Source organism: Streptomyces filipinensis (assembly GCF_014649495.1).
In the GTDB taxonomy this organism is placed as follows: Bacteria; Actinomycetota; Actinomycetes; order Streptomycetales; family Streptomycetaceae; genus Streptomyces; species Streptomyces filipinensis.
Genome location: NZ_BMTD01000023.1, coordinates 70,010 through 92,046 on the forward strand (window position 1 = coordinate 70,010; position 22,037 = coordinate 92,046).

Here is a 22,037-nt window from a genome sequence, read left to right on the forward strand (position 1 = left end):
ATGGCCACGGCACCGCGTCCCCGCACCACGACCCGCGACCCCGAGGACCTGGACCGGCGCCTCACCGCCTGGCTCGGCACCCGGCTGCCCGGCGCCAAGGCCACCGGCGTCACCGTCCCGGCCTCCAACGGCATGTCCAGCGAGACCCTGCTGTTCGACCTCGAACACCCCCAAGCCCCCGTACGGGCCTGTGCGTTGCGGCTGGCCGCGGACCCACGGGCGTACACCGTCTTCTCCGAGTACGACATGGCCCGCCAGTACCGCACCCTGCGCCTGGTGGCCGAGCGGACGGACGTGCCCGTGCCCCGGGTGCTGTGGCTGGAGGAGGATCCGGGTCCGCTCGGGGCGCCCTTCCTCGTCATGGAGCGGGTCGCCGGGCGCGTGCCCCCCGACGTCATGCCGTACACCTACGAGGGCAGTTGGCTGCAGAGGGCGAGCGACGCCGAACGCGCCCACCTGGAGGCCGCGACGATCGGGCTGCTGGCCCGGCTGCACGACCAGGTGCCGCCCGGAGAGGCCGGATTCCTGACGGTGCCCGGGGAAGGCGACGCGCTGCGCCGGCACGTGAGCGCCCAACGCGCCTACTACGCCTGGGTCATCGACGGCCTGCCCCGCTCACCCCTCATCGAGGCCGCCTTCGACCGGCTGGAACAGCTGTGGCCGCGCGAGCCCGGCGAACCGGTCCTCAGCTGGGGGGACGCGCGCATCGGGAACATCGTCTACGACGGCTTCGAGCCCGTCGCGGTGCTGGACTGGGAGATGGCGGCGCTCGCCCCACGCGAGGTGGACCTGGGCTGGACCATCTACCTGCACCGCTTCTTCCACGACCTCACGGTCGCCTCCGGGCAGCACGGGCTGCCGGACCTGCTGCGTCGCGACCGCGTCGAGGACCGCTACGCACGGCTGACCGGTCACACCCCGCGGGACATGGACTTCCACACCCTCTACGCCGCGCTGCGGCACGCGATCGTCATGCTGCGCGTCGCCTACCGCCAGGTGTACTTCGGCGAGGCCGCCGTACCGGCGGACCCGGACAGGCTGATCCTGCACCACGACAGTCTGCGCGCCATGGTGCAGGGCACCTACTGGAAGCGGTGAGGTGGGCTCAGGCGGCCTGGCGGCGCATCGCCGGCACGCGCATCGGGCGCGAACCCGGGCCACCGGCGTGCGAGAAGGGCTGTGTCCGCCAGTTCAGACCCTGGGGGAGCGTCAGCAGCAGGGCGGTGTCCTGCTCCTGCGGTTCGACGGACTCGTCCGCGGGACGGGCCTCGGCGGCCGAACGGCCCGTACCCGCACAGACCGTGAGACCGAACGGGTTCCACGGCGAGGCGCACAGCGCGTGCTCCGGCAGGACCTGCTCGTCCGCCAGCAGCGCGATCGGCTGGGTGCAGTCCGGGCAGATCACCCGGTACATCTCGAAGGTGTCGTAGGCGTCCGGTCCGTCGTCGAAGGCGTCGGATTCGACGCACTCCGGCTCAGGCTCGGCGACCTGCTGCTGCCGCTTGGACGTGGATCGACCAGGGCGATGGACACTCTGCATGGGATTCTCCCCCTAAGGCTGGGCCGTGAAGGCGCTGCGGCCTCGACCACAGCAAGCACTTCCCGTCCGCCCTCGACGGTAATCACGAGAACATCACGGAGCCCGTTCGGGTTGTGTGGCGTTCGTCACATGCCGTGTGCAGGTGCCCGCTGCGGGCCTTATGCGGTGCTTTTTGTATCGAACCGGCTATGACCTGCGCTCTCGGCTATCCGAGGAGATCAAGCGCACTGTAGGTTTTGGCGCCATGGAGGAGCTGGACCGACAGATCGTGCAGCTGCTCGTCAAGGACGGGCGGATGAGCTACACAGACCTGGGCAAGGCCACGGGCCTGTCCACGTCGGCCGTGCACCAGCGGGTGCGCCGGCTGGAACAGCGTGGCGTCATCCGCGGCTATGCCGCGGTGGTCGACCCCGAGGCCGTCGGGCTGCCGCTCACCGCGTTCATCTCGGTGAAACCGTTCGACCCCAGCGCCCCCGACGACATCGCGGACCGCCTCGCCGGCGTCCCCGAGATCGAGGCCTGCCACAGCGTCGCCGGCGACGAGAACTACATCCTCAAGGTGCGCGTGGCGACACCGCACGAACTGGAGGAACTGCTGGCGAGGCTGCGCTCCCTGGCCGGCGTCTCCACCCGGACCACGGTCGTGCTGTCGACCCCGTACGAGGCGCGGCCGCCGCGGGTGTGAAGCGGCATGCCGCAGCCGCGCTTCCCGCCCCGGGCGGTCGTTCCGCGGGGTGGAACGGGTGGACACGGCCGGCGGCGCCGGGCTGAGCCGCCCCAGGTGCGGCAACCGGCGGCCGGCAGGAGAAACTGTCCGCTATGAGCGACCGCACCGCCGACCCCCAGCCCCCCGGGACCGTCCTCCTCCGCCGCGGCGAGGTGCACAGCCCCGCCGACCCCTTCGCGACCGCGATGGTGGTGGAGCGCGGCCAAGTCGCCTGGGTCGGCTCCGAGGGCGCGGCCGACGCCTTCGCCGACGGCGTGGACGAGGTGATCGACCTCGACGGCGCCCTCGTCACCCCCGCCTTCACCGACGCCCATGTGCACACCACCGCCACGGGCCTCGCCCTGACCGGGCTCGACCTCTCCGGCGCGCCGTCCCTGGCGGCAGCCCTCGCCCTGGTCCGCGACTTCGCCGCCGCCCGCCCGGACGACCGCGTCCTGCTGGGTCACGGCTGGGACGCCGCCCGCTGGCCCGGTGGCCGCCCGCCCACACGCGCCGAACTCGACGAGGCCACCGGTGGCCGCCCCCTGTACCTCTCCCGTATCGACGTGCACTCGGCGGTCGTCACCACCGCCCTGCTGGACCTGATCCCCGGCGACGTCCCGCGCGAGGACGCGCCGCTCACCCGGGACGCCCATCACGCCGTACGCGCGGCCGCGCTCGCCGCCATCACCCCCGCCCAGCGCGCGGAAGCCCAGCGCACCGCCCTCGCGCACGCGGCCTCCCTCGGCATCGGTTCGGTGCACGAGTGCGGCGGGCCGCAGATCTCCTCCGAGGACGACTTCACCGGCCTGCTGGAGCTGGCCGCCGAGGTGCCCGGCCCCCGCGTCGTCGGGTACTGGGCCGAGCGGGCCGACGAGGGCGTGGCGAAGGCACGGGAACTGCGCGCCGTCGGCGCCGCGGGCGACCTCTTCGCCGACGGAGCCCTCGGCTCGCACACGGCCTGCCTGCACCAGCCGTACGCCGACGCCGACCACGCGGGCACCGCCTACCTGGACGCCGAGGCCGTAGCCGCCCACGTCGTCGCCTGCACCGAGGCGGGCCTGCAGGCCGGGTTCCACGCCATCGGCGACGCCGCCGTGAGCGCCGTCGTCGAGGGCGTGCGCGCCGCCGCCGAGAAGCTCGGTCTCGCCCGGATCCGCGCCGCCCGCCATCGCGTCGAGCACGCCGAGATGCTCACCCCCGAGACCGTCGCCGGCTTCGCCGAGCTGGGGCTGACCGCCTCGGTCCAGCCCGCCTTCGACGCGCTGTGGGGCGGTGAGGACGGTATGTACGCCCGGCGTCTCGGCACCGAACGGGCCCGCACCCTCAACCCCTTCGCGGCCCTCCTGCGGGCCGGTGTGCCCCTCGCCTTCGGCTCCGACAGCCCGGTCACCCCGCTCGACCCCTGGGGCACCGTCCGCGCCGCCGCGTTCCACCGCACGCCCGAGCACCGGGTCTCCGTACGGGCCGCGTTCACGGCGCACACCCGCGGCGGCTGGCGGGCCGTCGGACGGGACGACGCGGGCGTCCTGGTGCCCGGCGCGCCCGCCGACTACGCGGTCTGGCGCACCGACGAGCTGATCGTCCAGGCCCCCGACGACCGCGTCGCCCGCTGGTCGACCGACCCGCGCTCCGGCACGCCCGGCCTGCCCGATCTCACTCCGGGCCGCGACCTGCCGGTCTGCCTGCGCACCGTGGTGGGCGGACGGACGGTGTTCGTACGGCCGGGCGAGTGATCTACGGGGGTGGCGCGGCGCCGGCGGGGCGCCGCCGCCGCGCCGCCCGACCTGCGCATCCTCTGCCGCGGTCGGCCCATTCGGGCTGTCATAGCAGGTCAGAGGACTGTTGACAGTCGGCGCCCGCGGGCCGGTAGGTTCGTCCGAGTCCACCACCGGACGCCCGACCGGGGGCGTTCACGCAACTCGTCGCAGCGCCGCTGGGTCAGGACGGTGTGCCGTACCGGGGCACCGTCGCTGGGAGCCAGGCTCAGCGTCCGCGCCGCCGAGGGAACGTTCCGGCCCGGCAAGGTGTGACCCGGGTGGGGCCCGTGCGCTCAGTAGACAACGGCTTTCGGTCGATCCGCAGCCAGCGGGTCCCAGGTCGGCCCGAAGGGCGCCGGGCCCCCATCCGTCGTGGCGGGAAGTCGTCGAGGGTGCGGCTCGAACATGCCGAAAACCACATTCTTACCCCACTCTTGTGGAATCGACACCGCCATACGTACAAGCCGGCACGTCTATTCCTGCGGGCGGCCACTATGGTGGATCCCTGCGTACAACCAGAAGGGGCAGCAGTGAACGACGGCGACGGGACCCTCGCGGCCAAGGCCCAGGGGAGGCAGTTCGGTCCGATCGGCACGGCCTTGGTGATCATCCCGACCTACAACGAGGCGGAGAACATCAAGACCATCGTCGGCCGGGTACGCAAGGCCGTCCCCGAGGCGCACGTGCTGATCGCGGACGACAACAGCCCCGACGGCACGGGCAAGCTCGCCGACGAGCTGGCCGCCGACGACGACAACGTCCACGTGCTGCACCGCAAGGGCAAGGAAGGCCTCGGCGCCGCCTACCTCGCCGGCTTCCGCTGGGGCCTGGAGCGCGACTTCGGCGTGCTGGTCGAGATGGACGCCGACGGCTCCCACCAGCCCGAGGAACTGCCCCGCCTGCTCACCGCCCTCAAGGGCGCCGACCTGGTGCTCGGCTCCCGCTGGGTGCCCGGCGGCCGGGTGGTGAACTGGCCCAAGTCCCGGGAGTTCATCTCCCGCGGCGGCAGCCTCTACTCCCGGCTCGCCCTCGACCTGCCGCTGCGTGACATCACCGGCGGCTACCGCGCGTTCCGCCGCGAGACGCTGGAGGGTCTGGGACTGGACGAGGTCGCCTCGCAGGGCTACTGCTTCCAGGTCGACCTGGCCCGCCGCTCGGTCAAGGCCGGCTACCACGTGGTCGAGGTCCCGATCACCTTCGTCGAGCGCGAACTCGGCGACTCCAAGATGAGCAAGGACATCCTCGTCGAGGCGCTGTGGCGGGTCACCGCCTGGGGCGCGGGGGACCGGTTCGCCAAGATCACCGGCAAGAACAAGCGGACCTCGTAGGTCAGCGGCGGCCGCGGGCCCCGGCGGTTCGGGCTTCCGGGCGGTTCCGGGTATTCCGGCGGCGCCGGACCTCCCCGCCGCTCTGGGGCGTTCTGGTCGATCATCCCCTTATCCCGTGCTGAGCCGCCGCCAGGCACACTGGGAGCATGACGACTGGCGCTCCGACCTCTCCGTACCCCACCGCCCGGCCCCGGCGCTCCCGGCTGCGCAGGTATCTGCCGCTCGGGGTCGCGGCCTGGCTGGTGCTGGAGATCTGGCTGCTGACCGTGGTCGCGGGCGCGGCCGGCGGACCTACCGTGTTCCTGCTGCTCGTCGCGGGCGCCGTGGCCGGTTCCGTGGTCATCAAGCGGGCGGGCCGGCGCGCCTTCCAGAGCCTCAACGAGGCACTGCAGCGCGGTGGTTCACCGGAGCGCGGCGGTGGCAACGGCCTGATGATGCTCGGCGGCCTGCTGCTGATGATCCCGGGTCTGGTCTCCGACGTGGCCGGCCTGCTCCTGCTGCTCCCGCCGGTGCAGCAGGCCGTGAGCCGATACACCCAGAACGCCCTGGACAAGAGGCTGCGCACGGCCGCCCCGGGCAGCTTCGGTGACGCCTTCCAGCAGGTCCGCATCCACCGCCCCGACGGCAAGGTGGTGCCGGGCGAGGTGATCAGGGAGGACCGGACCGAGCCGGGAGACCAGCAGCGCCCGCCGCTGTCCCGCTGAGCCCGTTTCCGGACATACGAAAACCGCGGGTGCCGTACGGTCTCGTACGGCACCCGCGGTTTTCGTATGTGCTGTGTCTTCGCCCAGCCCGCAGGGACTAGGCCGACTTACGGCTGTCCCGGGGGTGAACCGCGATGTTCATCGCCCCCGAGCGCAGAACCGCCAGGCGCTCCTCAAGGACCTCTTCGAGTTCCTCACGGGTGCGCCGCTCCATCAGCATGTCCCAGTGGGTACGCGCGGGCTTGGCCTTCTTCTCCTCAGGGCCGTCGCCGTCGACGAGGAGTGCCTGGGCTCCGCAGACCTTGCACTCCCACTCCGGCGGGATCTCCGCCTCGACCGAGAAGGGCATCTCGAAGCGATGCCCCTTCTCGCATGCGTACTCCACGGCCTGGCGCGGGGCCAGGTCGATACCGCGGTCCGTCTCGTAGCTGGTCACCACGAGGCGCGTACCGCGAAGAGCTCGCTCACTCATGAATCGTGCCTCCCGGGCTTGTCGCCCACAGGACAGGTGTCGCTGTCGTCGTCATCCGGTCAACGTCCGGTCGGCGGTAAAGATTCCCGTTCCGTGTCCCGTTCCGGGTCATGCGTCGCCGTCGTAGCCGCCCCTTGTTGTACCCACCGGCGCCCGGTTTGTCACATCTGCTAGCAGATGTCACCCAGCGTTTCGGCATCTTTGACGCGCAGTAACGGTACGCCTGGCAGGCCAAAGGCGTACACTACCGCCCTTTTGTGTTGAGCGCTAAATCGAGGCTAAATCTTTTCCGGAACCGGATTGCCCGCCTCGCCGATCGCCCGGCGCACCGGCACGCGTGCAAGCAGGGCGAATCCGATGACGAAGAACACCACCAGGGAGATGATCGCGGAGCGGTAGCTCCCGGTGAGCTGGTAGGTCACGCCGAACAGCAGCGGTCCGAGCCAGCTCATCCCGCGGTCGCTCATCTCGTACGCCGAGAAGTACTCGGCCTCCTTGCCGGGCGGTACGAGATGGGAGAACAGCGACCGGGACAGCGCCTGGCTGCCGCCGAGGACCAGGCCGATCCCGGCTGCCAGCACGAAGAAGAACACCGGTGCCTTCGCGGGCAGGAAGTATCCGGCCGCCAGCGTGACCGTCCAGGCCACCAGCGAGCCCAGGATCGTCCGCTGGGCGCCGTAGGTCCGTGCCAGCCGCCCCATCGCCAGTGCCCCGGCCACGGCCAGCACCTGGACCAGCAGCACGGCCACGATGAGCGTCGACTGGCCCAGTCCCAGTTCCTGCGAGCCGTAGACGGAGGCCTGCGAGATCACCGTCTGGATGCCGTCGTTGTAGATGAGGTACGCCAGCAGGAAGGCGAGCGTCAGCGGGTGCCGGCGCATGTCCCGGACCGTCGCCGCGAGCTGCTTGAGCCCCGTTGCCGTGGCGCGCTCCACGCGCGCGTGGTGCCGGTCGCGCAGCGTGCGCAGCGGCACGAGCGTGAAGGCGCCCCACCACAGGCCCGCCGAGGCCAGACAGACGCGGACGGCGGTCGTCTCGGTCAGTCCGAAGGAGTCGTGCGCCGAGTACAGGACCAGGTTGGCGACGAGGACCGTGGAGCCCGCCGCGTAACCGAAGGCCCAGCCCCGCGAGGAGACCGCGTCGCGCTCCTCGGGCGGGGCGATCTGCGGCAGATAGGAGTTGTAGAGCATCATCCCGACGGACTGCGCGGCGTTGGCCACCACCAGCAGCACCCCGCCGAGCAGATACCGGTCGCCGTCCAGGAAGAACATGCCCGTGGTCGCGGCGGCCCCGGTGTACGCCGCCGCCGCGAGCAGCGGCTTCTTGCGGCCGCTGCGGTCGGCCGCGCTGCCCACGAGCGGCATCACAACGACCGCCAGGATCACCGACAGGGACACCGTGTAGGCGAAGAAGGAGCCCGCCCGGACCGGGACGCCGAGCGGGTGCACATAGCCGTCGGCGTCCGCGGCCCGCTCGGCGACCGCGGTGAGGTACGGGCCGAGGAAGACCGTCACCACGCTCGTCGAGTAGACCGAGCAGGCCCAGTCGTAGAAGTACCAGCCGCGTTGTTCGCGCCGCAGGCCGGCGGCCTCGTCCGGCGCCTGCGTCCGCGCGGTGTCGGTTGCCACCCGTGCCCTCGCTTCCCCGCTTGAACTGCGAAGGCTCGGACGCGGCGGCCGGGGTCAGACCCAGACGCCGCGCTCCTCCATGACCTTGCGCAACGTGTCGATGTGATCGGTCATGATGCCATCGACCCCCAGGTCCAGGAGCCGGTGCATGCGCTCCGGTTCGTTGACCGTCCACACGTGCACCTGCAGCCCGCGCGCGTGGGCGGCGCGGACGAAGCGTTCGTCCACCACCGGGACGCCCGACTGGGCCTCGGGCACCTGCGCGGCGACGGCGGACCGGCGTACGGCGGCCGGCAGGCCCCATGAGCGCAGCCGCAGACTCAGCACCCCGCGGGTGCCGAACGAGGTGGCCAGCCGCGGCCCGGCCAGCCGCTGGGCGCGCAGCACCCGCGCCTCGGAGAACGAGCCCACGCAGACCCGCCCCCAGGCGTCCGTGCGCTCGATCAGCTCCAGGAAGGGGCGCAGGGCCGGCTCCGCCTTGATGTCGACGTTCCAGCGCACCTCGGGGAAGGTCTCCAGCAGCTCCTCGAACAGCGGCACCGGTTCCCGGCCGCCCACGCGCGCCTGCCGTACGTCCTCCCACGGCAGGTCGGCGATGCGGCCGGCGCCGTCGGTGACCCGGTCGAGGGTCGAGTCGTGGAAGGCGACGAGCCGGCCGTCGGCCGTGGCGTGCACATCGGTCTCGATGTAGCGGTAGCCCAGTTCGACCGCGCGCCGGAACTGCGCCACGGTGTTCTCCAGCCCGTCGGCGGCCCCGCCCCGGTGGGCGAAGGCGATCGGGCCGGGATGGTCGAGGTAGGGGTGGCGTAGGGGCGGTGTCGTGAGGGTCACGGCGGCAGTATGACTCCCTCCGGTGTCGCGGCGGCAACCACCGTGCTGCCGCCCGATGCCGCCGGGACGGCGAACACCCGCAGGAACAGCTGCGCCAGCGGCCCGATGGACACGGCGTACAGCACGGTGCCGATCCCGACGGTGCCGCCCAGCAGGAACCCGGTGACCACCACCGCCACCTCGATCCCCGTCCGCATCAGCCGGATCGACCGGCCGGTGCGCCGGTGGAGACCCGTCATCAGTCCGTCGCGCGGACCGGGTCCGAAGCGTGCCGAGATGTACAGGCCGGTCGCCACGCCGTTCAGCACGATGCCCGCGAGCAGCAGCGGGACGCGTACGACGACGGAACGGGCGTCCGGGAGCAGCGCGAGCGTGCCGTCCATCGCGAGGCCGACGGCGAAGACGTTGGAGACCGTGCCGAGACCCGGGCGCTGGCGCAGCGGGATCCACAGCAGCAGCACCGCCGCGCCCACGATGATCGAGACCACGCCGATGGTCAGCCCGGTGAGCTTCGCGAGCCCCTGGTGCAGTACGCCCCAGGGCTCCATGCCCAGGCCCGCCCGCAGGAGCAGCGCCGCGCTCGCACCGTAGAGCGCGAGACCGGCGTACAGCTGGATCAACCGTCGTCCGAGACGGTGCCGAGTGGACACGAGATACCCCCTGGGTGGTGGCGGTGGCCTGACGCATGTCACTCTGTGGCTTGGGATGAATCGCCATCCATGGCCAATTCGGGGAAGGTGGACTGATCTTCATGGCGCAGTGGACCTCTGCCATGGGGGCCGCGCAGCTCGGCCGGCTCCTCAACTCACAGCAGGAACGCCCGGCCGGTCCCGGCACCCGCCGTCCGCCCGCCTACCGGGCCCTCGCCGACGGCATCCGGCTGCTGGTGCTCGAAGGGCGCGTGCCCGTGGCCGCCCGGCTTCCCGCGGAACGCGAGCTGGCCCTCGCCCTGTCCGTGAGCCGCACGACGGTGGCCGCCGCCTACGAGGCGCTGCGCAGCGAGGGGTTCCTGGAGTCCCGCCGGGGCGCCGGCAGCTGGACGGCCGTACCGGCCGGCAACCCGCTGCCCGCCCGAGGCCTGGAACCCCTGCCCCCCGAGGCCCTGGGCTCGGTGATCGACCTCGGCTGCGCCTCGCTCCCGGCGCCCGAGCCCTGGCTCACCCGCGCCGTCCAGGGCGCCTTGGAGGAGCTGCCGCCGTACGCCCACACGCACGGCGACTACCCGGCCGGCCTGCCCGCACTGCGGTCCATGATCGCCGAGCGCTACACCGCCTCCGGGATCCCCACCATGCCCGAGCAGATCATGGTGACGACCGGCGCGATGGGCGCCATCGACGCGATCTGCCACCTCTTCGCGGGCCGCGGCGAACGCATCGCGGTCGAGTCCCCCTCCTACGCCAACATCCTGCAGCTGATGCGGGAGGCCGGCGCCCGCCTGGTCCCCGTCGCGATGGCCCAGGGGCTGTCCGGCTGGGACATGGACCGCTGGCGCCAGGTCCTGCGCGAGGCCGCGCCCCGGCTCGCCTACGTCGTCGCCGACTTCCACAACCCCACGGGCGCGCTGGCCGACGAGGACCAGCGGCGCCGGCTGGTGGACGCGGCGCGTTCGGCCGGCACGGTGCTCGTCGCCGACGAGACGATGAGCGAGCTGTGGCTGGACGACGAGTTCGCGGGCGGCGGTATGCCGCGCCGGGTCTGCGCCTTCGATCCGTCCGGCTCGACCGTCATCACGGTCGGCTCGGCCAGCAAGGCGTTCTGGGCGGGCATGCGCATCGGCTGGGTACGGGCCGCTCCGGACGTCATCCGCAGCCTGGTCGCCGCGCGGGCCTACGCCGACCTGGGGACGCCGGTGCTCGAACAGCTCGCCGTCAACTGGCTGTTCAGCACCGGCGGTTGGGAGCAGGCGGTGGAACTGCGCCGCGCCCAGGCCCGGGAGAACCGGGAGGCGCTGGTGGCGGCGCTGCGCCGTGAACTGCCGGCGTGGGAGTTCGACACCCCGAAGGGCGGCCTGACCCTGTGGGTCCGCGCCGGCGGCCTGTCCGGCTCGCGGCTCGCCGAAGCGGGTGAGCGGACCGGGGTCCGTGTTCCGTCCGGCCCCCGCTTCGGCGTGGACGGCGCCTTCGAGGGCTATGTGCGGCTCCCGTTCACCGTCGGGGGAGCGGTGGCGGAGGAGGCGGCGGTCCGGCTGGCCGCGGCGGCCCGCCTGGTGGAGAACGGGGGTGCGGGGGGCACGGAGGCGCCGCGCACCTTCGTGGCCTAGACCGACGCCGCGCAGGGCCCCGACGGGGCGCGGGGAACCGCGTGAGCGGCCGGGCCGACCCGCCCCCGGCGGACGGCCTGGACCCCGACGGGCTACCCGGCCGCCTCCGCGGTCGCCGGTGCCCTTCCGGCCGCCGGCTTCGTGAGATCCGTCGGCTCGGCCTCCACGGCAGTGGCCCGTGGCGGCAGCAGCTCCAGCACGGCCTGCCGGTCGGCGTCGCTGGTGGCGTCGTCGTAGGGGTCCGGCGTGCGCGGCACCTGGAGCCGATGCACCGCTCCCACCCCGAGCCGGGCGTACCCCCGCCCGGGAGGCACGTGCCCCACCGGTGTGGTGTGCGGCGGAGCCCCCAGGGCGGCCTCCACCTGCCGGGGCGCCGCAGGCCCGAGCACGACACGCGCGCGTGTGTGCTGCCGTACCGCGTCGCTCAGTACCTCCGCGCTGTCGAACTGCTCGGCCACCGCGACGGTCACGTTCGCCGCCCGGCCGTGCCGCAGCGGCACCTGGAGCAGTGTCTGCGGGTCCTTGCGGCCCTCGGACCCGGCGAGGTGGGTGAAGACGGACGGGCGGTCCAGCAGGATCCACAGCGGGCGCCGGGCGTCGGCCGGTGGCGGGTCGCCCGCCTGCCGGGCCAGGTTGATGGCGATGAGCCGCCGCTCGGTCTCCTGCGCGGCCCACTCCAGGCTCGCCAGCGCACCGGGCAGCGCGCACTCCACGGCCAGCACACCGTCCCGGCCGGTCAGGCACGCGTACTCACCCGTGCCGCCGCCGTCCACGATCAGGACGTCCCCGTACCGCAGGGCCTGCAGGGCGATCGAGCGCAGCAGGGTCGAGGTGCCGCTGCCGGGGTGGCCCATGGCCAGCAGATGCGGCTCGGTGGAGCGCACGCCGGTGCGCCAGACGACCGGTGGGACGTCGATCCGCTCCTTGCCGTAGGAGAGCGGGAGCGTGCGGTGGACCTCGCTCGGGTCGGTGAAGCCGAGGACGGTCTCGCCAGGCGCGGTGACGAAGTGCTGGGCGGGGATGTCGGCGGGCAGCGGCGGAAGGACCGTGAGGGTGAGCTGGTTGCCCTCCTCGTCCCATGTGAAGTGGTACTCGCGGCCCCGGCCGGCCTTCGCGGTGAGCAACTGCTCGATGCGCGCGCGGGCGTCGGGCTCGCCGTCCGGGAAGTAGGCGGGGTAGCGGATCACGAGCTGACCGACGCGCCCGGTGTCGTCGAACTCGTGGGCGGGGAAGGCCTTCTCCCACTCCCCGCCGTACGCGTACAGCGGCGCCGGGTCCTCGGCGCCGGAGAAGTACGGCACCAGGGCGTCGTAGAGGGACTGCAGCCGTACGGTCTGGGACTCGTCGGGCCCTTCGGGAGCCGGGGGCGTGCGGTCGCGGCCCTGCCAGGCCGCCGCCGACATCAGGGTGATGACGGCGAGCAGCGGCCCGTACGGCACCAGCACCACGGCCAGGATCACGGAGGCCACCAGGAACAGCAGCGGCCCGCGTCTGTCCTTCGGCGTGTCCACCCATCTGCGCCGCCCGGCCGAGGCCAGCCGGCGCAGCCCGCGCGTGACGGTGATCAGCGGGTGGAGGACGTCGGTGGCGCTGTCGGCCGCCGTCCGGGCCAGCTCCCGGCTCCGGGCGAGCTGCATCCGGGCGATCTGGGCGCTGTCCTTGCTCAGGATGCGGGGGAGAGGGCGCCGGGCCACTGCTGACTCCTGGTCGTGCGTGCGGGTGGGACGGGCGGGATCAGAACTTGAGGCCGCCCAGGAGACTGGCCAGGCTCTCGCCGCCGGCCTTGATGCTCGGGGCGATGGCCGTGCTCGACAGGTAGAAGCCGAACAGGGCCGAGACCGTGGCGTGCGAGCCCTTCAGGCCGTCCTTGCGGAAGAAGAGGAACACGACAACGCCGAGCAGGAACACGCCAGACAGGGAGAGGATCATTTCGGGCCTCCTGGTGTCGAAGGTGGGGGACAGTCACCATGAGTTCTTCCAGGATCACAGGATGTATCCATACGATTAAAGGTGCAACTGGGTGAAATGCGACTGATTTCGCCCACCCGACGGAGCCGCCCCGGCTTCGGCGGGCCAGGCCTGTTGCGTCCAGGGGCGTCTGTCGCTGATCTTTACCTCCGGCACATCGGGTCATGTGCCGCGCCAGCCAGTACGCTGGCGATTCACTCGTACGGCCGTGTCCCGCTCGCTGCCGTACGCTCCCTGCAGTCCCCGAAGTTTGAGGAGAGGCGGTCCCGCCGATGAGTGAAGCCCCCGACCCCGAGGTCGTGGAGCTGGCGACAAAGATCTTCGATCTGGCCCGGCAGGGGCAGACCGAGGCGCTCGTGGCGTACGTCGACGCCGGCGTTCCGGCCAACCTCACCAACGACCGCGGTGACTCCCTGGTGATGCTCGCCGCCTACCACGGCCACGCCGACGCGGTGCGTGCCCTGCTCACCCGGGGTGCCGCGGCGGACCAGATCAACGACCGGGGCCAGACCCCGCTCGCGGGTGCCGTCTTCAAGGGCGAGACCGCAGTGATCAAGGCGCTTCTGGAGGGTGGAGCCGACCCCGCCGCGGGCACGCCGTCGGCGGTCGACACCGCCCGCATGTTCGGCAAGACAGAACTCCTGGAGCTGTTCGGCGCGCACTGACGCGCATGTCCTGACCAGGTACGACACAGAAAACGGGGGAGGCGGTAAAGGGCCGCCGGAAATACGGTCGCGGCAGCGCAAACGGCCGGGTCATCATGACGACGTGATTCACGGACGCGATGGCTGGGCAGGTGTTGCCGCACCGCGCGGACCGTGATGCGGTCCGCCTGGGCCACAGACGAGAGGCAGAGAGAAATGGTCTTCAGCAAGCAAGAGACGGCGGGCGCTCCGACGTTGTGTCACGCGGCCAGGTAGTGCGTGTTCTCCGGTTGCGTCGACGCTTGATGTGAGGCTGTTTCCCATGTTCGATCCGGTCATAGCGCCCAGCGGTACGCTGCTCGGCCTGCTCCAGCGGGGCCGCGGCGACGGCACGCTGCACGCGCTCACCGCCCCGCGCGCCGAAGCGCTCGCGGCCCTGGACCACTGTGTGCTGCGCGATCCCCGCCACGACTGGCAGGTGGAGAACCGCTCCCTCTACTACGCCCGGCTCTACCTCGACCTGAACGGCGAGCTGGATGCCATCGAGGCGCACCTCTTCGACTCCGAGGACGTCCTCGACACCGACGAGTCCCGCACCGGCCTCGCCCTGGCCGTCCTCGGGCACCTCGCCTCCTACGGCAGGCTCGACGCGCTCGAACTCCTGCGCCGGTACGCCGCCCACGGGTCGAACTGGGCCTGGGCGCTGGACGAGCTGGCCCTGCGGGACGACGACGCCGGCCTGCGTGCCCTCGCCGCGCCCGTCCTGGCCCGCTTCACCACCGACCCCGAGGGCGAGGCCGAGCTGGCCGCCGCCGTGCGCGACGCCTTCGAGCCGAGGCCCTGGCGGCTGTGGGCGGAGGATCCGCGCGAATCGATCGCCACGCGCGTGCGTGCCGCACAGGAGACCGGCTGTTTCGACCGCTGGCAGCGTCAGATGCGGCCCAGCGGTCCGCGCCCCGGCTGGAGTGTGCGCGCCGTGTTCGAATGGGCCCAGCAGGGCATGGAGCGCGGTGCCGCCCTCCATGTGCCGGCCGCCCGCTGCCTGGTGGCCGTGGCGGGCCCCGAGGACCGGCCGGAGATCGTCCAGGCGGCGCGGACCGGGATGGACGGGGCCCGCTGCACCGCCCTGCGCTATCTCTCCGACAGCAACGACCCCGACGCCCTCGACCTGGTCGAGGCCGCGGTCGCCGACGGCACGGCCGTCGTCGTGGAGGCCGCCGTCGACGCCTTCGAACGGATGCGCAGTGTCGCCGCCGTCGACCGCGCGCGCCGCTGGGCCCAGCGCCCCGACGTGCTCGGTGCCGCCGCCGGACGCATGCTCGCCTGCCGCGGCGGCGTCCAGGACCGCGACCTCGTCCTCGGTGCCCTCCGTGAGGCCGTGCGCGGCGAGGGTCCCGACGCGCCGACCCTGTGGACGCTCGTCGACGGCGCCGGACGCCTCGGCATCGCCTGCGCGGCCCCCGTGCTGCGCCATGTCTACCGCGAGACCGCCTCTTCCCATCTGCGCGGCCGCGCGGCCCGCGCCCTGGCCGCCACCGACCCCTCCTTCGCCACCGGCTTCGCCGTCGAATGCCTGTGGGACTGCGAGGAGACCACACGCGAGATCGCCGCCCGGCACGCCGAGACCGGTGACGCCCGGGTCGTGGAGCGCCTTCGCCGCCTGGCCGCCGATCCGGCCGAGGAGGCGGAAGTGCAGACGGCGGTGCGCAGCCGCTTCGGACCCGACGCCGCCCTCGGCTGACCCCGCACACGCACATCGGTCCGGGCGGACGACCGCCCGCCGTGTGAACACCGGGTGTCCCGCAGGTCAGGCGGTCATGACGGCCGTCTGACCTGCTCGGGTGTGCAGCCCAACGCTCATGGGACGTTCCCCGGGCGGAAAGATCGAAGTTGACGCGGCCACGTCCTGCGCGGCGACAACACCCGTATGCGTGTCGTCATCGTGACCGAATCCTTTCCCCCCGATGTGAACGGCGTGGCCCACTGCGCGCTCCAGACCGCCCGGCACCTCGTAGATCGCGGTCACCATCCGCTCGTCGTCGCCCCCGCCCCCGCTCCCGGCAGTGGACCGGACACGGACGCCCCGTGCCCGGTCGTCCGGATCCCCTCCCTCCCGCTCCCCGGCTACCCTCAGGTCCGGGTCGCCCTCCCCAGCCGACGGCTCGCCGCGGCGCTCCTCGAACACCGCTCCGACCTGGTGCATCTCGCCAGCCCCTTCGTCCTCGGCGTCCGCGGCATGGCCGCCGCCGCCCGGCTGGGCATCCCGGCCGTCGCCGTCTACCAGACCGACCTGGCCGGATACGCCCGCACCTACATGGGGGCCGGTGAAGCGGCCGCCTGGCGGCGGATCCGCTCCGTGCACGCCGCCGCCGACCGCACCCTGGCCCCCTCCAGCGCCGCCCTCGGTGACCTGGAGGCGCACGGTGTGCCCCGGGTCCGGCTGTGGCCGCGGGGCGTGGACACCGTACGTTTCCGGCCAGAGCACCGTTCCGAGGCGCTGCGCCGCGAACTCGCCCCGCACGGCGAGCTGATCGTCGGCTACGTCGGCCGGCTCGCCCCCGAGAAGCACGTCGAACTCCTCGCCGGTGCCTGCGGCCTGGAGGGCGTCAAGGCCGTGGTGGTCGGCGACGGCCCCAGCCACGCCCCCCTGACCGAGGCGCTGCCCGGCGCCGTCTTCCTCGGCCGCCGCACCGGCCACGACCTCGCGCGGATCTTCGCCTCACTGGACCTGTTCGTGCACACCGGTCCCTTCGAGACGTTCTGCCAGACCGTCCAGGAAGCCATGGCCAGCGGGGTACCGGTGGTCGCGCCCGCCGCCGGCGGCCCGCTGGACCTGGTCGCCCACGGCCGCACCGGACTCCTCGTCCCACCGCGCGAGGCCACCGCCGTGACGGAGGCCGTCCGCACCCTGGCCGCCGACCCGGCCCGGCGGACCGCGTTCGGCGCCGCCGCCCGCACGATGGTCGAGGGCCGCACCTGGGCCGCCGTCGGCGACCAGCTGATCACCCACTACGGCGACGTCCTCGCGGCACGCAGGACGGCGGTGGCGGCATGACCGGCCAGTCCCTGCGCATCGTCCGGCTCGCCAACTTCGTCGCCCCGGCCTCCGGCGGCCTGCGCACCGCCCTGCGCGAGCTGGGCAGGGGCTTCCAGCTGGCGGGCCACGAACCCGTGCTCATCGTGCCCGGCGAACGGCACACCGACCGCGACACCGACCAGGGCCGGGTCATCACCCTGCCCGGCCCGCTGCTGCCCGGTACCGGCGGCTACCGCGTCCTGACCGACAAGCGCCGCGTGGCCGCCCTCCTGGAGCAGCTGGCCCCGGACCGCCTGGAGGTCTCCGACCGCACGACCCTGCGCTGGACCGGCCGCTGGGCCCGCCGCGCGCGCGTGCCCGCCGTGATGGTCTCCCACGAGACCGCCGACGGCGTGCTGCGCACCTGGGGCCTGTCCGAGAACCTCTCCCGCCGGGCGGCCGATGCCCTCAACACCCGCACCGCGCACGTCTACTCGCGGGTGGTGTGCACCACCGAGTTCGCCGAGCGCGAGTTCGTGCGCATCGGCGCGCGCAACGTCGTACGCGCCCCCCTGGGCGTCGACCTGATGGAACGCCACCCCGCGCTGCACGACCCGGGCCTGCGCACCCTGCACGCGCGCGGGGGAGAGGCGCTGCTCGTGATGTGCTCCCGGCTGTCGGTCGAGAAGCGCCCCGGCATCGCGCTGGACGCCCTGGACGCCCTGATACGGCGCGGGCGGCGGGCGGTGCTCGTGGTGGCCGGGGACGGGCCGCTCAGGGCCCGGCTGGAGCAGCGCGCGCGGGAGCGCGGGCTGCCCGTCACGTTTCTCGGGCACGTCTCCGACCGGACCGCGCTCGGCGCCCTCCAGGCGACCGCGGACGTCGCCCTCGCGCCCGGTCCCGCCGAGACCTTCGGGCTCGCCGCCCTGGAGGCCATGGCCTGCGGCACGCCCGTCGTGGCGAGCGCGTCCTCCGCGCTGCCCGAGGTCATCGGCTCCGCCGGGGCGACCGCGGCGGACCGCGGTGAGGCGTTCGCGGACGCCGTGGAACTGCTCCTGGACCGCGACGTGCGCACCCGGCGCGACGCGGCACGCGCGCGTGCGGAGTGCTTCGGCTGGGGAGCGGCCGTGGAGGCGTTCCTGGCGGCGCACGACGCGGAGGTGCTCCGCCCCGCCGCCGTGCGTCGCACGCTGCCGGAGGGTGTGGCATGAGACCCGTCCGTTTCGTCGCCCTGGGGGACTCGCTGACCGAGGGCGTGGGCGATCCCGTCGGTGACGGCTGGCGGGGCTGGGCCGCGCTGCTGGCGCCCTCCCTCGCCGCCACCCCCGGCACCGTGGAGTTCACCAACCTCGCGGTCAGCGGTGCGCAGACCCAGGACGTACGGGAACGGCAGACGCCGGCCGCCCGCGGACTCGGCCCCGACCTGGTGTCGGTGGTGATCGGCGTCAACGACACGCTGCGCCGCACCTTCGACATCCGGGCGGTGGCCACCCACCTCGACGACGTCTACGCGGCCTTCACCCGCGAGGGCGCCACCGTGCTCACGGCCTGCCTGCCCGACCCCGGCGCGATGCTGGGCCTGCCGGGTGCCCTGGCCCGCCCGCTGGCCCGCCGGCAACGGGCCGTCAACACGGTCGTCCACGCGCTGTCCGAACGCTACGGGGCCGTGCACCTGCACGCCGCGGACGGTGCCTGGATCACCGACCGGTCCCTGTGGAGCGCGGACCGGTTGCACCCCGGCGAGCGTGGCCACCGACAGTTCGCCGTCCGCTTCCACGCGCTGCTCACCGAAGCGGGCCGTGCGACGGGACAGGCACCGTCGTCCGTACCGGAGTTCCCCGCTCCGACCCGGGCGGCGAGCCTGCTGTGGCTGGCCACGGCGGGCACCGCCTGGGTGGCCCGGCGCTGCCGGGACCTGCTGCCGCAGCTGCTGCACCTGGCCGCCGACGAGCTGCACCACCGGGCCCGGGGCACCGGCGCTCTCCTCGACCTGCGGGCCTCGGAGGCGGCCTCCGCGGCGCTGGAGGCCCTGGCGGAGCGCGACGGCGAATGCGCCGGTTCCCGGCGGCACCCGGCCGGCCCGGGGCCGTTCGCTGGTCCGGGGCGTGCGGGTGTGACGCCGGGCGCGGCCACCGCGCAGGCTCCGGTCGGCGGGGCGGCGGTGCCGGGCGCGGCGCACGCGGTCACGCTGCCCGTCCGCGCGGCCCCGCCGACGGCCATGGCGGCTGAGGCGCCGGTCCCGGACGCGGCCGGTGCGGTCAGCGGGAGGGCGGTGGCGGGGACCGGCGTGATCACCGGATAGGGCGGCCGGTGGGCCGGCCGGGAACAGTGCCGGGACGCGTTCCCGGTGGCACCTGGATCGTGCCGAGCGCGGGCGGGACCCGACGCGCCGGACCGGCGCACCCGCGCGGATCGGCGCACCCGCCCCGGATCGGCGCACCCGCCCCGGATCGGCGCACCCGCCCCGGATCGGCGCACCCGCCCCGGACCGGCGCACCCGCCCCGGACCGGCGCACCCGCCCCGGACCGGCGCACCCGCCCGGGCCTGCGCCCGACCGCGGCCCGACCGTGGCCGGGGAGCGACGACACCGGACGTCGGCGTGCCGGAAGGGCAGACGGAGGATCGTTGAACGATCCTCCGATACGCATGTTGTTTCGTCCTGGTGCGTGCGGTTGAATTCCGGGCATGGCAGAGCAGCTGACGGCACTGGCCGACGACCGGGCGCTCCTGGGGCGTACGAGCACGGCGGAGCGGGTTTCGGACATCCTCCGCAGTCGTATCGCCGACGGGTTCTTCCCGCCCGGCACCCGGCTGTCGGAGGACGGCATCGGCGGGGCGCTCGGCGTGTCCCGCAACACCCTGCGCGAGGCGTTCCGGCTGCTCACGCACGAACGCCTGCTGGTGCACGAACTCAACCGCGGGGTGTTCGTGCGGGTCCTGACCGTCGAGGACGTCCAGGACATCTACCGCACCCGCGCCCTGGTCGAATGCGCCGTCGTCCGCGGGCTCGGTGAGGCGCCGTACCGGCTGGACGGTGTCGCCGCGGCGGTCGCCGAGGGAGAGGCGGCGTCCGCCGGCACGGACTGGAAAACCCTGGGCACCGCCAACATCCACTTCCATCGGGAACTGGTCGCCCTCGCCGGCAGCGAACGCACCGACGAGCTGATGCGCAGCGTCTTCGCCGAACTGAGGCTCGCCTTCCACGTCGTCGACGACCCGCGCCGGCTGCACGAGCCCTACCTGGTCCGCAACCGGCAGATCCTGCAGGCGCTGCAGGACGGGGACAAGGGCGAGGCGGAGCGGCTGCTGGAGACGTACCTCACCGATTCGCTGGAGCGGGTGGTCGAGGTGTACCGGCGGCGCGTCGCCCCGTAGGGAGCGCGGGACCCTATCCATCCACGGCTCCGTCGCGGGGCGCGCGCCCCACCGGGGAACCGATCCGCGCGGTCGGCGAAGACGTACAGCGCTGCCCACCGAACCGGCGGACCCGCACCGTTTGGGTCGATGTCAGACCAAGGACCTAGTCTGTGCACCGTGACTTCGCCTGCATCGACGGACAGCGTTCCGCCCCAGCTCAGCGCGGGGCCGCGCCCGGCACCGGGCCCGGCCGCCGACGAGGGGCTGGCACGTCGGCTGCGCGCGCTCGCCTGCACCGCGCCGCTGCACGACCTCGACGCGCGCAAGGCCAACCTGGCCGGTGAGTACTCGGTGTACGGCATGGCCGAGGTGGCCCTCGCCGCCATCGACCTGGTCACGCTCAACATGGACTTCGACACCGGCGCCGACCACGAGCAGATCGTCGCCCGGCTCGTCCCGCGCATCGCCGCCCAGGCCCCGCACCGGCCGACCGCCGAGCACGAGCGCGTGGCCCGCTGGGTGCTGGAGAACCTGATCAACGTCGGCAGCGTCGACCGCGGCTTCCGCGCCGTCTACGGCACCTTCGCGCCGGACGGCACGTACGTCCGCAGGGACTACGACTTCAAGCTGATCGAAGAGGTCCCCGGCCCCGGCGGCACGGTCTACCTGCGCACCACGGACGAGGCGGTCAACGTCCTGGTCGGCGCCCTCGACACCGACGTCACCAGCGCCCAGATCGCCGCAGAGGTCAAGCTGGAGGTCCTGATCAACCGCGGCCGGCTCGCCGACGCACAGCTCGCCGCCGAGCAGGCCCGCTACCGCACCGTGCAGTACTCGGAGACGCTGCGCCGCGCCCTGGAGGCCACCCGGCGCAACGTCCGCGCGGTCGACTGGCTCAACTCGGTGCCCGACATGATCGCCGAGGCCCTGGACCACGTCGCCGACCGCTACCGCCACGAGAACGCGATCCTCACCAACATCCGCAAGGCCCGCGACGAGACCGAGGAGCCCGAGCACAAGCGCCGGGCCGCCGAACTCGTCGACATCGTCAAGGACTGCATCCGGCGGCACACCCAGCTCCAGTCGCGGCTGCTGGAGGCGGGCCCGCTCTTCCGCGCCGAGCAGGACCGGCAGGCCTTCGCCACCCCGGCGACGACGTCCGGGATCGACCTGTACGGCCACCTCGTCGCCCCCGTCCTGCCGCTGCCCCTGGAGCAGGCGATCCACGTCACCGACGCGTTCTTCGCGCACGGCACGGGGCTGCGCACGCCCGTGTCCGTACGGGTGGCCGATCTCGTCGACATACTGCTGACCCCACCGGTGGAGCGGGAGCATCTGGGCGCGGAGATGCCGGAGCCGGATCTGATCGCCACACCGGACGACAGCCGGTTCAGCGAGGAGCAGCTCGCCGCCGCGACGGAGCTGCTGGATCTGCCGGCCGACGCACCGCGCAGGCTGTCGGGCCTGCTGGCCGAGGCCCGCCGGACCGGCGATCCCGATCTGGCGTACCTGGTCGCGCTGCTGGCCGTCCACGCGGCCAGCCCCGCCGTGGGGACCGCCTACCGGCAGGGCGAGGAGAAGCTGCTGTTCGCCGTGGACGACGGGACCGAGCTGGACGATCCCGAGTTCGGCGGGGCGGATCTCATCGTGGGGACCGCGTTGCTGGACGCGGTGGGGATGGCCGCGGACAGGACGGAGGCGGCGTGATGGCTGCGCCGGTGGGCGCGTGCGGGTGCGCCGCGGCTCGCCGGGCCCCGCGGCACGGCCGCGGCCCGATTCCGTCCCGCGCCCCTGAACACGCCGCACCCGCCCTCAGTTTCAA

General features: G+C 73.3%; 19 protein-coding genes and 1 pseudogene. 13 read left to right on the forward strand and 7 right to left on the reverse strand.

Going from position 1 to position 22,037, the window contains the following annotated elements:
* Nucleotides 1–1,098: a phosphotransferase family protein gene (locus IE244_RS35570; protein WP_191877709.1), complete on the forward strand. Its 1,098-nt coding sequence runs from the start codon at nucleotides 1–3 to the stop codon at nucleotides 1,096–1,098.
* Nucleotides 1,099–1,105: 7 nt separating this feature from the next.
* Here IE244_RS35570 and IE244_RS35575 read toward each other — a convergent pair whose 3' ends face one another.
* Nucleotides 1,106–1,540 carry a hypothetical protein gene (locus tag IE244_RS35575; RefSeq protein WP_191877710.1) on the reverse strand — a complete coding sequence of 145 codons (435 nt, stop codon included), beginning with the start codon at nucleotides 1,538–1,540 and terminating at the stop codon, nucleotides 1,106–1,108.
* A 244-nt stretch (nucleotides 1,541–1,784) separates the two neighbouring features.
* Between IE244_RS35575 and IE244_RS35580 the strand changes: the two genes are divergently transcribed.
* From IE244_RS35580 to fxsA, 4 genes are all read left to right on the forward strand, one after another.
* Nucleotides 1,785–2,225, forward strand: coding sequence for an Lrp/AsnC family transcriptional regulator (locus tag IE244_RS35580; RefSeq protein WP_031174425.1), 441 nt, complete (start codon nucleotides 1,785–1,787; stop codon nucleotides 2,223–2,225).
* A 134-nt stretch (nucleotides 2,226–2,359) separates the two neighbouring features.
* Nucleotides 2,360–3,982 (forward strand): amidohydrolase, encoded by a 1,623-nt coding sequence (locus tag IE244_RS35585; RefSeq protein ID WP_191877711.1) that lies wholly within the window; start codon nucleotides 2,360–2,362, stop codon nucleotides 3,980–3,982.
* 554 nt (nucleotides 3,983–4,536) lie between these two features.
* The gene (locus tag IE244_RS35590; RefSeq protein ID WP_191877712.1) at nucleotides 4,537–5,334 is read left to right on the forward strand and encodes a polyprenol monophosphomannose synthase; all 798 of its coding nucleotides are present in this window, start codon (nucleotides 4,537–4,539) and stop codon (nucleotides 5,332–5,334) included.
* Nucleotides 5,335–5,480: 146 nt separating this feature from the next.
* Entirely contained in the window at nucleotides 5,481–6,038 is a 558-nt protein-coding gene (fxsA, locus tag IE244_RS35595) for an FxsA family membrane protein (protein ID WP_191877713.1), read from the forward strand.
* Between the two features lie 97 nt (nucleotides 6,039–6,135).
* On the opposite strand, the gene IE244_RS35600 is transcribed toward fxsA, so the two are convergent.
* The 4 genes from IE244_RS35600 to yczE all read right to left on the reverse strand — a co-directional run bounded on the left by IE244_RS35600 (nucleotide 6,136) and on the right by yczE (nucleotide 9,619).
* A complete protein-coding gene (locus tag IE244_RS35600; RefSeq protein WP_003977404.1) occupies nucleotides 6,136–6,510 on the reverse strand; it encodes an RNA polymerase-binding protein RbpA in 375 nt (124 codons plus the stop codon).
* 278 nt (nucleotides 6,511–6,788) lie between these two features.
* Nucleotides 6,789–8,138 (reverse strand): MFS transporter, encoded by a 1,350-nt coding sequence (locus IE244_RS35605; protein ID WP_191877714.1) that lies wholly within the window; start codon nucleotides 8,136–8,138, stop codon nucleotides 6,789–6,791.
* Between the two features lie 54 nt (nucleotides 8,139–8,192).
* Nucleotides 8,193–8,969, reverse strand: a complete 777-nt coding sequence (locus IE244_RS35610) for a glycerophosphodiester phosphodiesterase family protein (RefSeq protein WP_191877715.1) — start codon at nucleotides 8,967–8,969, stop codon at nucleotides 8,193–8,195.
* Nucleotides 8,966–9,619: a membrane protein YczE gene (gene yczE / locus IE244_RS35615; RefSeq protein WP_191877716.1), complete on the reverse strand. Its 654-nt coding sequence runs from the start codon at nucleotides 9,617–9,619 to the stop codon at nucleotides 8,966–8,968. Before yczE ends, IE244_RS35610 begins: the two co-directional genes overlap by 4 nt.
* A gap of 101 nt (nucleotides 9,620–9,720) precedes the next feature.
* On the opposite strand from yczE, the gene IE244_RS35620 reads away from it, so the two are divergent.
* Nucleotides 9,721–11,229 carry an SCO1417 family PLP biosynthesis transcription factor gene (locus IE244_RS35620; RefSeq protein WP_191877717.1) on the forward strand — a complete coding sequence of 503 codons (1,509 nt, stop codon included), beginning with the start codon at nucleotides 9,721–9,723 and terminating at the stop codon, nucleotides 11,227–11,229.
* Between the two features lie 92 nt (nucleotides 11,230–11,321).
* Here IE244_RS35620 and IE244_RS35625 read toward each other — a convergent pair whose 3' ends face one another.
* Both IE244_RS35625 and IE244_RS35630 read right to left on the reverse strand, forming a co-directional pair.
* Complete coding sequence (locus tag IE244_RS35625) at nucleotides 11,322–12,923, reverse strand: hypothetical protein (protein WP_191877718.1); 1,602 nt, start codon at nucleotides 12,921–12,923, stop codon at nucleotides 11,322–11,324.
* 40 nt (nucleotides 12,924–12,963) lie between these two features.
* Nucleotides 12,964–13,158, reverse strand: coding sequence for a hypothetical protein (locus IE244_RS35630; RefSeq protein ID WP_031174416.1), 195 nt, complete (start codon nucleotides 13,156–13,158; stop codon nucleotides 12,964–12,966).
* 311 nt (nucleotides 13,159–13,469) lie between these two features.
* On the opposite strand from IE244_RS35630, the gene IE244_RS35635 reads away from it, so the two are divergent.
* The 7 genes and pseudogenes from IE244_RS35635 (at nucleotide 13,470) to IE244_RS35665 (ending at nucleotide 21,922) form a co-directional block, all read left to right on the forward strand.
* Nucleotides 13,470–13,862, forward strand: coding sequence for an ankyrin repeat domain-containing protein (locus tag IE244_RS35635; RefSeq protein WP_191877719.1), 393 nt, complete (start codon nucleotides 13,470–13,472; stop codon nucleotides 13,860–13,862).
* 301 nt (nucleotides 13,863–14,163) lie between these two features.
* Nucleotides 14,164–15,582 carry a HEAT repeat domain-containing protein gene (locus IE244_RS35640; RefSeq protein WP_191877720.1) on the forward strand — a complete coding sequence of 473 codons (1,419 nt, stop codon included), beginning with the start codon at nucleotides 14,164–14,166 and terminating at the stop codon, nucleotides 15,580–15,582.
* A 186-nt stretch (nucleotides 15,583–15,768) separates the two neighbouring features.
* The gene (locus tag IE244_RS35645; protein WP_191877721.1) at nucleotides 15,769–16,896 is read left to right on the forward strand and encodes a glycosyltransferase family 4 protein; all 1,128 of its coding nucleotides are present in this window, start codon (nucleotides 15,769–15,771) and stop codon (nucleotides 16,894–16,896) included.
* Nucleotides 16,893–18,068 carry a glycosyltransferase gene (locus IE244_RS35650; RefSeq protein WP_191877722.1) on the forward strand — a complete coding sequence of 392 codons (1,176 nt, stop codon included), beginning with the start codon at nucleotides 16,893–16,895 and terminating at the stop codon, nucleotides 18,066–18,068. Before IE244_RS35645 ends, IE244_RS35650 begins: the two co-directional genes overlap by 4 nt.
* Nucleotides 18,065–18,892 (forward strand): annotated as a pseudogene (locus IE244_RS35655) (SGNH/GDSL hydrolase family protein); the annotation flags it as partial. The gene IE244_RS35650 and the pseudogene IE244_RS35655, both read left to right, overlap by 4 nt.
* A gap of 651 nt (nucleotides 18,893–19,543) precedes the next feature.
* On the forward strand, nucleotides 19,544–20,233 hold the full coding sequence (locus tag IE244_RS35660) for a GntR family transcriptional regulator (RefSeq protein ID WP_191877723.1): 690 nt from the start codon (nucleotides 19,544–19,546) through the stop codon (nucleotides 20,231–20,233).
* A 159-nt stretch (nucleotides 20,234–20,392) separates the two neighbouring features.
* Nucleotides 20,393–21,922, forward strand: coding sequence for a hypothetical protein (locus IE244_RS35665; protein ID WP_191877724.1), 1,530 nt, complete (start codon nucleotides 20,393–20,395; stop codon nucleotides 21,920–21,922).
* Nucleotides 21,923–22,037: the final 115 nt, after the last annotated feature.